This window comes from Rudaea sp. (assembly GCF_036560865.1).
Lineage (GTDB): Bacteria > Pseudomonadota > Gammaproteobacteria > Xanthomonadales > Rhodanobacteraceae > Rudaea.
Genome location: NZ_DATBQK010000138.1, coordinates 1 through 14,043, shown reverse-complemented (window position 1 = coordinate 14,043; position 14,043 = coordinate 1). Strand labels below are relative to the sequence as shown.

The 14,043-nt window shown below is 63.0% G+C and carries 15 protein-coding genes; 6 read left to right on the top strand and 9 right to left on the bottom strand.

Annotation, left to right across the window (positions count from 1 at the left end):
* Positions 1-318: 318 nt before the first annotated feature.
* The gene (locus VIE67_RS13410; protein WP_332026950.1) at positions 319-1,752 is read left to right on the top strand and encodes an aldehyde dehydrogenase family protein; all 1,434 of its coding nucleotides are present in this window, start codon (positions 319-321) and stop codon (positions 1,750-1,752) included.
* Between the two features lie 17 nt (positions 1,753-1,769).
* On the opposite strand, the gene def is transcribed toward VIE67_RS13410, so the two are convergent.
* Positions 1,770-2,303, bottom strand: a complete 534-nt coding sequence (gene def, locus VIE67_RS13405) for a peptide deformylase (RefSeq protein ID WP_332026949.1) — start codon at positions 2,301-2,303, stop codon at positions 1,770-1,772.
* Between the two features lie 140 nt (positions 2,304-2,443).
* Positions 2,444-3,133: a hypothetical protein gene (locus tag VIE67_RS13400; protein WP_332026948.1), complete on the bottom strand. Its 690-nt coding sequence runs from the start codon at positions 3,131-3,133 to the stop codon at positions 2,444-2,446.
* 330 nt (positions 3,134-3,463) lie between these two features.
* On the opposite strand from VIE67_RS13400, the gene VIE67_RS13395 reads away from it, so the two are divergent.
* From VIE67_RS13395 to VIE67_RS13380, 4 genes are all read left to right on the top strand, one after another.
* Positions 3,464-4,015 (top strand): RNA polymerase sigma factor, encoded by a 552-nt coding sequence (locus tag VIE67_RS13395; RefSeq protein WP_332026947.1) that lies wholly within the window; start codon positions 3,464-3,466, stop codon positions 4,013-4,015.
* Complete coding sequence (locus tag VIE67_RS13390; protein WP_332026946.1) at positions 4,012-5,079, top strand: hypothetical protein; 1,068 nt, start codon at positions 4,012-4,014, stop codon at positions 5,077-5,079. Before VIE67_RS13395 ends, VIE67_RS13390 begins: the two co-directional genes overlap by 4 nt.
* On the top strand, positions 5,076-5,672 hold the full coding sequence (locus VIE67_RS13385) for an IMPACT family protein (RefSeq protein ID WP_332026945.1): 597 nt from the start codon (positions 5,076-5,078) through the stop codon (positions 5,670-5,672). Before VIE67_RS13390 ends, VIE67_RS13385 begins: the two co-directional genes overlap by 4 nt.
* A 124-nt stretch (positions 5,673-5,796) precedes the next feature.
* Positions 5,797-7,578, top strand: a complete 1,782-nt coding sequence (locus tag VIE67_RS13380; RefSeq protein ID WP_332026944.1) for an ABC transporter transmembrane domain-containing protein — start codon at positions 5,797-5,799, stop codon at positions 7,576-7,578.
* Positions 7,579-7,656: 78 nt separating this feature from the next.
* Here VIE67_RS13380 and VIE67_RS13375 read toward each other — a convergent pair whose 3' ends face one another.
* The 6 genes from VIE67_RS13375 to rlmD form a co-directional block, all read right to left on the bottom strand.
* Complete coding sequence (locus tag VIE67_RS13375) at positions 7,657-7,863, bottom strand: cold-shock protein (protein ID WP_332026943.1); 207 nt, start codon at positions 7,861-7,863, stop codon at positions 7,657-7,659.
* A 200-nt stretch (positions 7,864-8,063) separates the two neighbouring features.
* Complete coding sequence (locus VIE67_RS13370) at positions 8,064-8,816, bottom strand: S-methyl-5'-thioinosine phosphorylase (RefSeq protein WP_332026942.1); 753 nt, start codon at positions 8,814-8,816, stop codon at positions 8,064-8,066.
* On the bottom strand, positions 8,813-9,355 hold the full coding sequence (locus VIE67_RS13365) for a hypoxanthine-guanine phosphoribosyltransferase (protein WP_332026941.1): 543 nt from the start codon (positions 9,353-9,355) through the stop codon (positions 8,813-8,815). The genes VIE67_RS13370 and VIE67_RS13365 overlap by 4 nt, the downstream gene beginning before the upstream one ends.
* Positions 9,352-10,353 carry a beta-N-acetylhexosaminidase gene (gene nagZ, locus VIE67_RS13360; protein ID WP_332026940.1) on the bottom strand — a complete coding sequence of 334 codons (1,002 nt, stop codon included), beginning with the start codon at positions 10,351-10,353 and terminating at the stop codon, positions 9,352-9,354. The genes VIE67_RS13365 and nagZ overlap by 4 nt, the downstream gene beginning before the upstream one ends.
* A 3-nt stretch (positions 10,354-10,356) precedes the next feature.
* A complete protein-coding gene (locus tag VIE67_RS13355; protein WP_332026939.1) occupies positions 10,357-10,869 on the bottom strand; it encodes a CYTH domain-containing protein in 513 nt (170 codons plus the stop codon).
* Positions 10,870-11,007: 138 nt separating this feature from the next.
* Entirely contained in the window at positions 11,008-12,306 is a 1,299-nt protein-coding gene (rlmD, locus tag VIE67_RS13350) for a 23S rRNA (uracil(1939)-C(5))-methyltransferase RlmD (protein WP_332026938.1), read from the bottom strand.
* Positions 12,307-12,422: 116 nt separating this feature from the next.
* Between rlmD and VIE67_RS13345 the strand changes: the two genes are divergently transcribed.
* Positions 12,423-13,193, top strand: coding sequence for a response regulator (locus VIE67_RS13345; RefSeq protein WP_332026937.1), 771 nt, complete (start codon positions 12,423-12,425; stop codon positions 13,191-13,193).
* On the opposite strand, the gene recO is transcribed toward VIE67_RS13345, so the two are convergent.
* Positions 13,169-13,903, bottom strand: coding sequence for a DNA repair protein RecO (gene recO / locus VIE67_RS13340; protein WP_332026936.1), 735 nt, complete (start codon positions 13,901-13,903; stop codon positions 13,169-13,171). The two genes, VIE67_RS13345 and recO, sit on opposite strands and share 25 nt — an antisense overlap.
* Positions 13,904-14,043: the final 140 nt, after the last annotated feature.

Sequence of the window (14,043 nt, the reverse complement as noted above, 5' to 3'; positions counted from 1 at the left end):
GACTTCAATCAGTTTCATATACTGAAACCAAGCCCACGGCGGTTCCTGCCCTGTCGCGATCTTTGCCTGCGCCAAGGCTCGCAATTCGGTTAATTGCTTTTTCATCGCAATTCCACCTCAAGTACGGGGCTCGATTATCCGAGCCCCCATCGTAACTTATACTGAACCAGCGCGACCTTGCCAAGGTGGCGACAGTATACTTTTTCATCTACTTGGCGTCAAGGGATACATGCCAATCTTTAAGCGCTTCCGCCTCGGCGTAACACTTCACTCGTTCCGGCCAGAACCCCCTCATCCGTCGCAATGAGACCCATCGTCATGCTTAAGCCTAATTATCCCTACTACCTCGCCAACGAAGCGCAGCAGCCGAACACCGATCTCGAAGTCACCGACAAATTCACCGGCAAGGTCGCCACACGCGTCGCAATGGCCGATGCGAAGGCGATCGACGCGGGCATCGCCGCGGCGGTCGAAGCGCAGGGGGCTTGCCGCAAGATGGCGCCGTATCAGCGCCAGGCGGTGCTGGAGCATTGCGTCAAGCGCTTCCGCGAGCGCTACGACGAACTGGCGATGGCGCTGTGCATCGAGGCGGGCAAGCCGATCAAGGATTCGCGCGGCGAAGTCACGCGGCTGATCGACACGTTCAAGGTTGCGGCCGAGGAATCAGTGCGCATCGACGGCGAAGTGATCAATCTGGAAATCTCGCAGCGCGCGAAAGGCTATCGCGGATTTTCCAAGCGCGTGCCGATCGGGCCGTGCTCGTTCATTTCGCCATTCAATTTCCCGTTGAACCTCGCCGCGCACAAGGTCGCGCCGGCGCTTGCCGTGGGTTGCCCGTTCGTGCTCAAACCCGCCAGCCGCACGCCGATTGGCGCGCTGATCATGGGCGGGGTGTTGGCCGAGACCGATCTGCCGAAAGGCGCATTCTCGATCCTGCCGGCGCATCGCGACGGTGCCGATCTGTTCACCACCGACGAGCGCTTCAAGCTGCTCTCGTTCACCGGTTCGCCCGCGGTCGGCTGGGATTTGAAGGCGCGCGCGGGCAAGAAGAAGGTCGTGCTCGAGCTCGGCGGCAATGCGGCGTGCATCGTCGATGCCGACCAAGGCGACCGTCTCGACTTCGTTGTCGAGCGCATGATCTTCGGCGCGTTCTACCAATCGGGACAAAGTTGCATCGGCGTGCAGCGCATCCTGGTGCAGGAGGATTTCTACGATAAATTCCGCGACGCCTTCGTTGCGGCGACCAAGAAGCTCGTCGCCGGCGATCCGAAGGACGAGAAGACCTTTATCGGCCCGATGATCGACGAGAGGGAAGCCAAGCGCCTCGGCGACTGGATTATCGAAGCCGTGCAGTCCGGTGCGAGGATGCTGTGCGGTGGCAAGCGCACCGGTTCGATGCTCGAAGCGACCGTGCTCGAAGGCGTCGATCCGAAACAGAAAGTCAGTTGCATGGAAGCCTTCGGCCCGGTCGCGCTGTTGCAGAAGTACAAAAATTTCGATGATGCGATCCGCATCGTCAACGACAGCACATTCGGCCTGCAGGCTGGCGTGTTCACCTACGACGTGCGCAAGGCGATGCGCGCGTGGGACGAACTCGAGGTCGGCGGCGTCGTCGTCGGCGATGTGCCGAGTTTCCGCGTCGACAACATGCCGTACGGCGGCGTCAAGGATTCCGGCCTCGGCCGTGAAGGCATCCGCTACGCGATCGAGGACATGACCGAGCTGCGCCTGATGGTGATGCGCGATCCGTGATGTTGTGGCGGCGGCGCCTATTCGTCCAGCGTGACGTCCAACCCCGGAAACAGCACTTCGGTAAACCCGAACTTGGAAAAATCGGTGATTCGCGACGGATACAACCGACCGATCAGGTGATCGCACTCGTGCTGCACGACGCGTGCGTGAAAACCTTCCGCGTCGCGCTCGATCTTCGCTCCGGCCGGATCGAAACCCGTATAGCGGATCAGCGAGAAGCGTTCGACCGCACCGCGCATGCCAGGCACAGAGAGACATCCCTCCCAGCCTTCCTCCTTGTCCTGCGACAGCGGCGTGATTTCCGGGTTGAGCAGGATCGTGCGCGGCACGGGCGGCGCATCGGGGTAACGCTCGCTGCGTTCGAAACCGAAAATGACGAGTTGCAGATCGACGCCGATCTGTGGCGCCGCGAGGCCGACGCCGCCAGCCGCTTGCATCGTCTCGAACATATCCGTGATCAGCGCATGCAACTCAGGCGTATCGAACGTCTGTACGGGTTGGGCGATGCGCAGCAGACGTGGGTCGCCCATTTTCAGGATTTCACGAATCATGCTTCGCTCCGAATATGCATCGGGAAAAGCATGTTAACCGTATACGGCCGGCATTGGGTTACGCGCAGGCCGCAGGTTGGGCGGCCGTTCATGGCTGGATGCGCGGAATGCCCGGCACGAACGGCGCTGTCACGTTTTCTTCAATTTGCGTGATCGAGCAGGTTGTCGCCAACCTGGCTGAACTTCGCCGCACCGACATCGACTTGCCCGTGTGTCACCCAACTGAGTGCGGGACGCATCCACTCATCGCGCGGAGCGTCGAACAGAGTCGCGCCAAATCCGGTTGCGATCGCCACCTCACGCCGCGCACTGACGCGCGAGGACATGCGCCACAGCGGCCGGCACCAATGCGAGTCGGGGTCGTCCACATCGTGGATGCCGAGCACGCGGCCGCTCATGCGGAACCGGTACTTATCCTTGAGGCTCTCGTCGCAATGGCCAAGCAACACATAGTTGACGTCGCGCAGGCCCGCGGATGCCGAAGTGAGCACGGCGACCGGCGATCCGGATCCGGCGCCGACGACGCTGATATCTTCCGCCGGCGTGCCTTGCGCGACCAGGTCTTTTACCCGGTGTGCGGCGCGACGCGCATAAGCCAGCTGGTCCTCGCCGGCGGTCGCGGCAAACACGGTAACGTTGAATCCTTCATCGGAGAATGCTTTGGCGATGGCCGCGGAATCCGCCGCGGCACGATCCGCGGGAAGGTAGATCAGGGTACGCAAATGCGCCGCGGGTTCCTGCGCGCTGGCGAAATTCGATACGGCGCCAGCAAGCAGTGCGCACACCGCGAGCGACAACGCACGCACACGTCCAGAATTGTTTGTTTGCATGATGCAACTCCTCAGTACACGGGATGGGTAGCCGGTGCACACACGCATCGGTCCTTATTAAGGATGCGGATGGAATGCGAACCGTTGCGTGTGAAGTACCCAACTAAAGTCATGGTTTGAGGGAAAAGCACCCCAACTAAAGTCATGGTCTGCGGATCGCGCTGCGCGCATGCGCTCGAACGCAGGGACAGCGGAACGCTCGCTGCGAGCACGGCAGAACAGGACGAATCACCCCTTCGGCGACGTATTTGCGTTGCATGTCATATGACAGTCGCTGTTTCCTCTCCCCGTATTTCCCCTGCGCGCAGGTTTCCCTTACGCTGCGCGCATATGCAGACGGAGAAAACCGACGAGGAATTGATGCTCGCCTATGCAGCCGGCGATCTACGCGCATTCGATGTGTTGTATTCCCGCACACGAGGTATGCTGTACCGCTTCATCCTGCGCAGCGTTGCGGAACGCGCAATCGCGGACGAATTTTTCCAGGAAACCTGGGGCCGCGCGATAGTGGCCCGCTCGCGTTATCGAGTCGAAGCGAAATTCAGTACCTGGCTGCTGCAGATCGCGCACAATCTGATTGTCGATGGTCATCGACGCGCGCGACCGCAAGCCGATGCGGATGAAACCGATACAGTGATGCGTTTGCTCGAGGTGCCGGAGCACGAGCGACCGGACCAGGTGCTGAGCGAGTTCGAGCAGCGTCGGCGTCTGCAGCTTGCGCTCGAAGCGCTGTCGCCCGAACAGCGCAGGGCGTTCCTGCTGCGCGTCGAAAGCGGGCTGGGTCTTGACGAAATCGCCGAGGTCACCGGCGCAGGCCATGAAACGGTGAAGTCGCGCCTGCGCTATGCGTTCGCGAAAATACGCGAGAGACTTGCCGAATGAGCGACGAGAAAAACATCGCGCAACAGAAGTTCGACCGGGAATTCGAAGAGTTTCTGCGCGACGACGATTCGCGCCTGGCCGCGCTATACCGCAAGTTGCCGCAGCCCGAGCCTGACGCGCAGCTCGACGCGCGCGTGCGCGCGCTAGCGCAACGCGCGGCACGCGAGCCGGCAACGGCGGCTACACAAATTGCCGCACGCAGACGTTCGAACCGATTGCCCGCACTTGGCGCGGCCGCGGCATTTCTGCTTGCCGCCGGCATCGCCTGGCGCGTCGCACCGCAGATGTGGCCGGCACGAAACCAGGTCGCCGCGCCTGCTACCGAGACGACTTCAGTCGCGGCGCCAGCTGCCAATCGCGCGACGGCTTCCCCGTCCACGGCGACGGGCAAGCCGGATGCGTCTGCCACGGATAGCGCGGCGGCGAATGCGCCCGCCGCCGCAGTGGAGGCATTCGGCGCGAAAGCGTCGGCGCGGCCGGTGCCGCCGCGTCCAACCGAAGCGGCCCCATCGACTGGCGGTGCACTGGCGCACCGCGAATTGCCCCCACCCGCTTCCGCAGCGCCCGCCAAAACCGCCGAAACGCCGGCGCAGGCGTTCCCTGCCGCGCCTGCGCTGGCGAAGGAATCGGCACGCGACAAACTGGGAAAAGTGGAAAATGCCGCATCTGCACCCGCAGCAGCGCCGCTTGCGGAGCCCGCACCCGTGGCGAAATCGATGCGCATCGACGAGAACAAACAGAAACAGCGAGTCGATGATCAATTCGCTGCGCAACAGGGGGTGCTGCAAGAAAATGCCGCGAAATCCGCTCCGGCAGCAGCGCTACAGGGGGCGCCGGCCGCTGTGACGCAATTGAATTGTCCCGTTCCGCTGCGTGGCAAAGACTGGCAAGGTACCTACCCACCGGATATTCCGCCCTCTGACGAATTGCGCTTCGCCTTCGTCCAGAGGCTACTGCAGCAGGGGCATCGTGAGTTGGCATTCAAGGCGTACGCAGATTTTCACGAGCATTGCCCACGCGACCCGTGGCGGCAGGACCTGCTTGACCAGCTCGGCCTGAAATGACTGCTGCACGTTATGCGCTGGCGGTGCCGGCGACGCTGACCCGGGAAATTCGCAAAAGCAGATTTGTGGTCCATGCAGCCAGAGTCGCCTCACCGGCTGACGCGCTCGCGTTTGCCACGGCAGTTGCCGATGCGGATGCGACGCACAATTGCTGGGCGTATCGCATCGGCCAGCAGTACCGCTTCAACGACGCCGGCGAGCCGGCCGGTACCGCGGGCAAACCTATCCTGCAGGCGATCGATACGCAGTATTGCGACCATACGATCGTCGTCGTCACTCGCTGGTTCGGTGGGATCAAGCTCGGTGTGGGCGGGCTCGCGCGCGCATACGGTGGCTGCGCGGCGGAATGCCTGCGTCTTGCCGCGAAAACGGAATTGATCGAGCTGGCCACGGTCGAATTCGCGCTGCCATTTTCTGTCGTGCCGATGCTGCATGCGCGCCTCGCGGAATTTGCGGCGACCAAGCTTGGCGAACGTTTCGGGGGCGATGGCGTCGATTTGCGCCTTGCGCTGCCTGTACAGCGCGTCGCCGAACTGCGCGCGCTGCTTGCCGATATGACGCGTGGCCGCTGTGTTTTGCGAGTGATAGATTGATTTTCATGGCGCTGGGCACAATAGAACCAGGACAGAGCGCCCCCTTCCGCCTTCCCCCGCTGGCGCAGGGGGGAGGGAAAAGATCAGCGTGTCGCAATCAGGAATCCTGTAGCCAGCCTCGCCCATGCCCACTGAACCGATGACCTTGTCCACTACTCCTGCGCCGCTGCAACGCTTCTCCGCGCTGCGCATGCTGCTGCCGTATCTGGGCAAATACCGCGCCCTCCTGTTCGGCTGGCTCGGCTTTCTCACGCTGTCGTCGCTGGCGACGCTGACGCTGCCGCTCGCGGTGCGCGTGATGATCGATCACGGTTTCGCGCATGCGGATCGGGCGATGATCAATTCGAGTTTCGCCGCGCTGTTCGGCGTCGCTGCGGTGCTCGCGATTGCGACTGCCGCGCGCTATTTCTGTGTAAGCCTGCTCGGCGAGCGCACGGTTGCCGATCTGCGCAAGCAGTTGTATGCGCATCTGCTTTCGCTCGATCAGCCGTTCTTCGAGCGCACGCGCGTGGGCGAATTGACTTCGCGTCTGAGCGCGGACACCGAACTGGTGCAGACCGTAGTCAGCTCGTCGCTTTCCGTCGCGCTGCGCAGCATGGTCACCGCGCTCGGCGGCGCGGCGATGCTGGTGGCGACGAGCCCGCGCCTCGCCGGTTACGCCGCGCTCGTGATCCCGCTCGTGGTCCTGCCGATCGTACTCGCCGGACGACGCCAGCAGAAGCTTGCGCGGACGAACCAGGATCGGGTAGCCGATGCGGCCGCGATCGCCAACGAAACACTCAATGCGACCTACTCGGTGCAGGCCTATGTCCGCGAGCCGGTCGAAATCGCGCGTTACGACGCGGCGATCGGACGCGCCCTCGCCACTGCGCGTCGGCGCATCGGTCAGCGTGCCGGACTCACGGCGCTGGTGATCCTGCTGGTCTTCGGCGCAATCACCCTGGTGCTGTGGAGCGGCGCGCGCAGCGTGATGGACGGCTCGCTGGACGCAGGGATCCTCAGCCAGTTTGTGCTCTACGCGGTGATTTCCGCCGGCTCGATCGGCGGCCTGACCGAGGTGTGGAGCGAGGTATCGCGCGCATCCGGCGCGATGGAGCGCATCGAGGAACTGCTGGCGACGACGCCATCGATCCATTCGCCGGAAAGCCCGGCGCGCCTGCCGCAGCCGCTGCGCGGCGAAATCCGCTTCGAGCATGTGGAATTCAGCTATCCCTCGCGCCCCGAAGCGCCGACCCTGCACGATTTCAGTCTCGTCGTCGCGCCGGGTGAAACCGTGGCCCTGGTCGGTCCGTCCGGCGCGGGCAAAAGTACCGTTTTCCACTTGTTGCTGCGCTTCTACGATGCGCAGTCGGGCTCGATCCGTATCGACAACGTGGATTTGAAACGTCTCGCCCTGCCCGAGCTGCGCCAGTCCATCGCGCTCGTGCCGCAGGACACGGTGATCTTCGGCGCGAACGCGCGCGACAATATCCGCTTCGGCCGCGTCGATGCAGACGAGGCAACCGTAATTGCCGCGGCAAAAACCGCCGAGGCACATGACTTTATCGCCGTGCAGCCGGAGGGTTACGACACCTATCTCGGCGAGCGCGGCGTGCGTCTCTCCGGCGGTCAGCAGCAACGCATCGCGATCGCACGCGCACTGCTCAAGGACTCACCCATCCTGCTGCTCGACGAAGCGACGAGCAATCTCGATGCGCAATCCGAAGCTGCGATCCAGCACGGCTTCGAACGCCTGATGCACGGGCGCACCACCCTGATCATCGCCCACCGCCTCGCCACCGTGCAGAAAGCCGACCGCATCGTGGTCATGGATGCCGGCCGCATCGTCGCCCAGGGTACGCACGCCGAATTGATGCATGCCGGCGGTTTGTACAGCGAGCTGGCACGCCTGCAGTTCGCCGCCTGATCGGTCCTACCTCGCGAACAAAGAAAAAGCCCCGCCGTCATGGCGGGGCTTTTGTATTTCAAGCGCAACGGGCAACGGCTACTTGACGATCTGAACTCCAGCCGCCTGCGAGCCCTTCGGACCATCGACTACTTCAAAATTTACTTTCTGACCTTGCTGCAAGCTGCGGAATCCTTCGGAGTTTATCGCCGAATAGTGCACGAATACATCTTCGCCGCCTTCCTCAGGTGCAATAAAGCCGAACCCTTTGGCATCGTTGAACCATTTCACTGTACCGGTACGCATTTACGACCTCGACACTGACTGGACGAGTGCACGGGCGGCCGCGGTATCCCCAAGTGCGCGACCCCATGCACGCGCACAAGTATAACAATGAATTAACATAATTTTGCAACTATGGCGTTTTTGAGGCAGCGTGAGGACCCCGGTCGTGTCGGTGAAAGTCGAGACCCGGTGCGCCTTTCCGCCGATCGCTGAGCGCGGCTTTAGACCAGCAAGGCGGAAATGATCGGCGGTACTTGCGCCGTGGCCGCGTCCAGGTGGGCGAAGATTTCGGGCAGGCTGATCTTGGCCTGACCGCCGCAGCCGGCGGCCCAATTCGCCACCAGTGCCAGACAGGCGTAGTCGATGTTGAGTTCGCGCGCGAGCACGGCTTCCGGCATGCCGGTCATGCCGACGAGGTCGCAGCCGTCGCGGCGCAGGCGCGCAATCTCAGCCGCGGTTTCCAGGCGCGGTCCCTGCGTGGCGCCGTAGCAGCCGCCATCGACCACGGCGACGCCGGCGCGAGCTGCGGCAGCGATCAGATCGGCACGCAGCGTCGCACTGTAGGGTTCGGTGAAATCCACGTGCTCGACCTTGGCGCCTTCGACATCGCAGAAACTGCTGAAGCGCCCATGGGTGTAGTCGATAATCTGATCCGGTACGACGAGCGCGCGCGGCGCCATGTCGGCACGAATGCCGCCGACCGCATTCACGCCGACGACGCGACGCGCACCCAAGTGCTGCAGTGCCCAGATATTCGCGCGGTAATTGATCCGGTGCGGCGCAATCGAATGCCCGGCGGCGTGGCGAGCGAGAAAGGCCATGCGTTTGCCGTGCAACTCGCCCAGCGTGATTGCGTCCGAAGCGGCTCCGAACGGCGTATCGACGGCGCGTTTTTCCACATTTTCCAGACCTGGAAAATTATACAAACCGGTGCCGCCGACAATCGCAAGCTCGATCGCAGGATCGTTGCTCATATCGCGTAGATTCCGGGCAGGTTACGGCCCTGCTCGTAGTAATCCATGCCGAAGCCAAACACGTAGCGATCCGGCACCGTGACGCCGACGAAATCCGCGCGCACATCCGGCGTGGCGCGGTCGTGCGCCTTGTCGCACAGCACGGCGATCAATACGCGCACAGCGCCTTCGTCAATGCAGAAATCGCGAATCGCCTTCAGCGTGTGCCCTTCGTCGAGAATATCGTCGACCAAGAGCACGGTGCGCCCACGCAACTGCTGGCGCGGCTGCTTGACCCAGAGCAGATCGTTGCCGCGCGTGCCGCCGCGATAGCGTGTGGCGTGCACATAGTCGAATTCGAGATCGCCGGGAATCGCCAGCGCTAGGATGCCGCCGAAGATCAATCCACCGTTCATCACGGTGAGGAAAATCGGCACATCGTTCGCCAGCTCCGCACCGATGGCCGCGCCCATTTTGCGGATCGCTGCATCGAGAGCGGAGCGATCGAACAGCAGGTCGGCCTTTTTCAGCGCTTCGGCAAGCGCGGGACGTGTGGTCACGAGATCAACTCCTTGAGGTGGGCGATAAAACGATCGCGTTGCGGATTGCTCACGAGCGCATCCCAGGTCGAAGCAACGCCGCCCCTCAGCGTCGCCAGGCGTGCAGGATCGCAAGGCACGGCATCGCGCACCGCGCGCAACGACGCGTCGACGATTTCCGGTTTGCAGACCAGGACCAGATCGCAGCCGGCCTCGTGATGCGCTGCGATGCGCGCATCGATGCCACCGGCGCTCTCGGCTGCGGTCATGCTGATGTCATCGCTGAACACGACGCCGCGGAATCCGAATTCGCCACGCAGGATGTCCTGAATCCAGATGCGCGAATAACCCGCCGGCTGCGCGTCGATCTGCGGATAGACGACATGCGCCATCATCACCGCCTCCGCGCCGGCGACGATCGCATCGGCGAACGGCAGCAGATCGTCGCGGCGCAGTTCGGCAAGCGAGCGCGCGTCCACCGCGTTGTCGACATGCGTGTCTTCGAGCACCGAACCATGTCCGGGAAAGTGCTTGATCGTCGCCGCCATGCCGGCAAGGCGCATTCCGCGCAGATAAGCCAGGCCAAGAGCCGACACCGACGCGGGTTGCGCGTGCAGGGCACGCTCGCCGATCGCCCGATTGCCGCGCTGCAGGTCAACCACGGGCGCGAAGCTGATATCGATGTCGATCGCACGCATTTCCGTGGCCATGAGCCAGGCGTGCTCCTCCGCGAGCGCGAGCGCTTGTTGGGGGTCGCGGTCGTACAGCTCGCCCAGCCGTGCGAGGGCGGGCAAGCGGATGAAACCTTCGCGAAAGCGCTGTACGGGTCCACCTTCCTGATCGACGCAGACGAGGAACGCGTCACCACGCTCGGCACGCAACTCTTCGATCAGCGCAGTCACCTGCGTGCGTGAGGCAAAGTTGCGCTTGAACAGGATCACGCCGCTTACCTGCGGCGTGGCGATCCATTCGCGCTCGCGCGCGCTGAGTTGGATGTCCTGGATACCGATGATCAACAAGGTTCAATCTCCTGCACGTTCGCGCTCGTCCCAGCGCGAGTACGGATGTTGCAACAAGTGCAGATTGTAATAGCGCAAGCGGTCGCTGACTTCGCGGCCGAGCCAGTCGGGCTTGGCAAACACCTGATCGACGGCATCGAGCTCGAGTTCGGCGACGACCAACCCCGCATTCTCGCCGAAAAATTCATCGACCTCGTAGGTGAGGCCCGCATATGGCACATAGTGGCGAACCTTTTCGATCGCGCCATTGCAGAAATCGCGCAGCATGCGCTCGGCGTCGGCCACAGGAATCGCGTACTCGTATTCCTGCCGTGCGATGCCGAGATTCGCCGACTTGATGTTCAGCCAGGCCTGCTCACCACCGATGCGCACGCGCAGCGAGCAACGCGTGCCGGCCTGTGCCTGCACGATATCGGCATCGATCAGATAACCCTGCAGCATGCGCTGCGAGCGCAACGCCTGTGCGCGCCATGCATCGCCGGCGACAAGGAATTTGCGTTCTATCTCGATACCCATACAAACCCTGTCACAGAAGCAAGAAGCGATTTAGCCGCAAAGAGCGCAAAGGACGCAAAAAACTGCAATTTCTTTCAGCATCGCCGCTCTTACTTTCTTTGCGCCTTTTGCGCTCTTTGCGGCCAATTTTCTTTGATTCTAGTCGCGCTCAAACAGCGCAATCGATTCGACATGCGCGGTGTGCGGGAACATGTCCATCACGCCGGCGCTCCGGAGAATGAAACCATGCCTCTCGACCAAGATTCCCGCGTCGCGCGCCAGTGAAGCTGGATGGCAGGAAACATAGACTACCCGCCGCGTCGAGCGCTTCGGCAGATATTCGAGCACGGCATCGGCGCCGGAACGCGGCGGATCGAGCAGCAACAGTTCGTAATCCGCCTTGGCCCACGGCGCCCCGCGCTGATCGGCGGCAAGATCGGCACTGTAGAACGTGGCATTCTCCACTTTATTGCGCTGCGCGTTTTCCTGCGCGCGGCGTACCAGTCCCGCTTCGCCTTCCACGCCGGTCACCTGCGCTGCGCGGCGCGCCAGCGGCAGAGTGAAATTGCCGAGACCGCAGAACAGATCGAGCACGCGATCGGTCGGTTGCGGATCGAGCAGACCCAGGGCATGGTCGATCATGCGCCGGTTCATGCCGCCATTGACCTGGATGAAATCGAGCGGACGAAAATCGAGCTCCACATCGTATTTGGGCAGACGAAAGCTGAGCTGAGCCTGTTCCGGCCACAGCGGCGCGACGCTGTCGATACCGCCGGGTTGAAGAAAAATACCGAGCTGATGTGTCTTGCCGAATTCGACGAGCGCGCTTCGATCCTGCTCGGACAACGGCTGCAGATGGCGAAACACAAGCGCGACCAGATCGTCCCCCGCGGCCACTTCGATCTGCGCAATCTCGCGTTTGGCCTGCAGCGATTCGAGCAGCGCCGCAAGCGCTTCGATGCGCTCACCAACCGCAGGATGCAGTACCTCGCAGCGCCGGATATCAGCGACATAGCGGCCGTTGCTTTCGCGGAAGCCGACCAGCATGCGCCCCTTCTTGTCGACGAATTTCACGCTGAGACGCGCCTTGCGCCGATAGCCCCAAGGCGTGCCCGTCACGGGTTCGAGCAAAGCCTGCGGCTGCACCTTGCCGATGCGCTCGAGGTTTTCCAGCAGCGCGCGCTGCTTGGCCGCGATTTGCGCAGCCGGATCCAGATGCTGCAACGCGCAGCCGCCACAGACGCCGAAATGCGCGCAGCGCGGCACAACCCGGTCGGGCGAAGCCAGCAGAATTTCCTCGACCGCCGCCTCGTCGTAATGCCGGTGCTTGCCGGTGTAGCGCAGCTTCACGCGCTCGCCCGCCAGCGCGCCGGCGACGAATACCGCCTTGCCCGCGATATGCGCGACGCCGCGTCCGTCATGGGTCAGATCGGTGATATCGGCTTCGAGTGTGGTCATGCGGTATCTGGGGTATTCAATCGTTGCGCGACGGGCAGGATTTCGCGAGCCGCGCATGATAACAGCAGGATGCGCAGCGGTGCCGGCCCAGCCAGCGCCGCTGCTATAGTTTCGTTATGGCCCCCATCGCGCCACCACGTATTCTCGTCGCCGACGACGATTCGGTGAGCCTGCTGTTTCTGGCGTCGGCGCTGCACGAACTGGGTTGCGAAGTGACCGCCGTCGCGAACGGAATGAACGCAATCGCTGCCTGCGAAAAGCAGAAATTCGATCTGCTGCTGCTCGACCGCCGCATGCCCGATCTCGGCGGTGCGCCCCTGCTGCAGGCGTTGCGCGCGCGAGGCAATCTGGTCGTCGCGATTGCGACCAGCGCCGAGCTCGATGCCATCACGCGCGACGAACTGCATGCCGCCGGCTACGTCGACGCGCTGACCAAGCCGATCGGCATCGATCGCCTGGCGAGCGTGCTGGCCGATACGCTGCCTGATTGGCAGGTGGGCCACGCGCATATTGCGTCGACTGTTGAGGTCAGGTTTTGCGCCATTGATTTGCTCGACGACACCGGTGCGCTCGCCAGCGTTGGCGGCGATGCCGCTGCGCTGCGCGGTTTGCGGGGTTTGCTGTTGCAGGACCTTGCAGCGACGATTCCGCTCATCGCCGCAACGGTGCAGCCCATGTCGATGCAGGACTTGCGCGATTATCTGCACCGCTTGCGGGCCGCCTGCCGCTATTGCGGCACACCCATGCTCGCCGTGGCAGCGGCGCGACTCGAAGCGAAACTCGGCGTGGACGACCGAAGTATACAAGTGGAGTTTGTCGAATTTGTGGATGCATGCGAGCGCACGTCCGCTGCGCTCGTTACTCAACTTTCGCCGGAGGCGTCCTGATCGCGCACGGCGACGGCGCCAAGCATGCGCCACGCACGCAGCTCGCCGCCGTCGAGGTGCGCAGCAATCAGCGCACGCATCAGGCGGCGCAGCGCTGCCAGATCCGCGCGCGCCGGGATCTTATCCTGCTTCAGCGCGAGCAAAGCCGAGCCACGCACGCGAATGCCGTCGCGCGTATCGCGCCACGGCGCCGGGCCGTGTTCGTGGCGATAGCAATAGTCCTGGTCGGGCACAATCGGCGCTCCGTCGTCACCCTCCGCATCGAGTACCAGCGCATAACCCAGATGCGCCAGCAGATCGCGCTCGAAGCGTCGCAGCGTCCACGCCTGCGGCTCGCCGCGCGCGATGCGCGCCAGCGTTTCCATGTAGTCGGCAAACAGCGCGGGATGCGCGTCCTGGCGCGGAGTCAGGCGCAGTACGAGTTCGTTGAGATAGAGCGCGCACAGCAACGCTTCGCCGTGCAGGTCGAAGCCGGAGCCAGCTGCATCGATCTGAGTCAGGGTGGCGAGTTCTCCGCGCCCGCTCCAGCCAAGCTGCAGCGGTGTCAACGGCTGCAGCAGCGCACGTGGTGTACGCGTGCGCTCGCGACGCACCCCGCGCGCGACGAGTCCGACCCGGCCGTGATCGCGCGTCAGACATTCGAGCAGCAGCGAGGTTTCGCGATACGCGCGTGCATGCAGAATGAAGGCTGGTTGCTGCTCAACGCGCATGATGCAGGCTCAGATCAGACATATTTAGCCGCAAAGAGCGCAAAAGAGAGCCTTGCTTTTACTTCGCGTCATTTGCGCTCTTTGCGGCCAACGCTCTTTCACACGCAGTTCAGTCGGAATAGCCAAAGCGGTGCAGTGCG

What these genes read in the sequence shown, in the direction of transcription:
- VIE67_RS13410 (WP_332026950.1), top strand. Translation starts at nt 319, where the DNA reads ATGCTTAAGCCTAATTATCCCTACTACCTCGCCAACGAAGCGCAGCAG.
- def (WP_332026949.1), bottom strand. Translation starts at nt 2,303, where the DNA reads ATGATTCGTGAAATCCTGAAAATGGGCGACCCACGTCTGCTGCGCATC.
- VIE67_RS13400 (WP_332026948.1), bottom strand. Translation starts at nt 3,133, where the DNA reads ATGCAAACAAACAATTCTGGACGTGTGCGTGCGTTGTCGCTCGCGGTG.
- VIE67_RS13395 (WP_332026947.1), top strand. Translation starts at nt 3,464, where the DNA reads ATGCAGACGGAGAAAACCGACGAGGAATTGATGCTCGCCTATGCAGCC.
- VIE67_RS13390 (WP_332026946.1), top strand. Translation starts at nt 4,012, where the DNA reads ATGAGCGACGAGAAAAACATCGCGCAACAGAAGTTCGACCGGGAATTC.
- VIE67_RS13385 (WP_332026945.1), top strand. Translation starts at nt 5,076, where the DNA reads ATGACTGCTGCACGTTATGCGCTGGCGGTGCCGGCGACGCTGACCCGG.
- VIE67_RS13380 (WP_332026944.1), top strand. Translation starts at nt 5,797, where the DNA reads ATGCCCACTGAACCGATGACCTTGTCCACTACTCCTGCGCCGCTGCAA.
- VIE67_RS13375 (WP_332026943.1), bottom strand. Translation starts at nt 7,863, where the DNA reads ATGCGTACCGGTACAGTGAAATGGTTCAACGATGCCAAAGGGTTCGGC.
- VIE67_RS13370 (WP_332026942.1), bottom strand. Translation starts at nt 8,816, where the DNA reads ATGAGCAACGATCCTGCGATCGAGCTTGCGATTGTCGGCGGCACCGGT.
- VIE67_RS13355 (WP_332026939.1), bottom strand. Translation starts at nt 10,869, where the DNA reads ATGGGTATCGAGATAGAACGCAAATTCCTTGTCGCCGGCGATGCATGG.
- rlmD (WP_332026938.1), bottom strand. Translation starts at nt 12,306, where the DNA reads ATGACCACACTCGAAGCCGATATCACCGATCTGACCCATGACGGACGC.
- VIE67_RS13345 (WP_332026937.1), top strand. Translation starts at nt 12,423, where the DNA reads ATGGCCCCCATCGCGCCACCACGTATTCTCGTCGCCGACGACGATTCG.
- recO (WP_332026936.1), bottom strand. Translation starts at nt 13,903, where the DNA reads ATGCGCGTTGAGCAGCAACCAGCCTTCATTCTGCATGCACGCGCGTAT.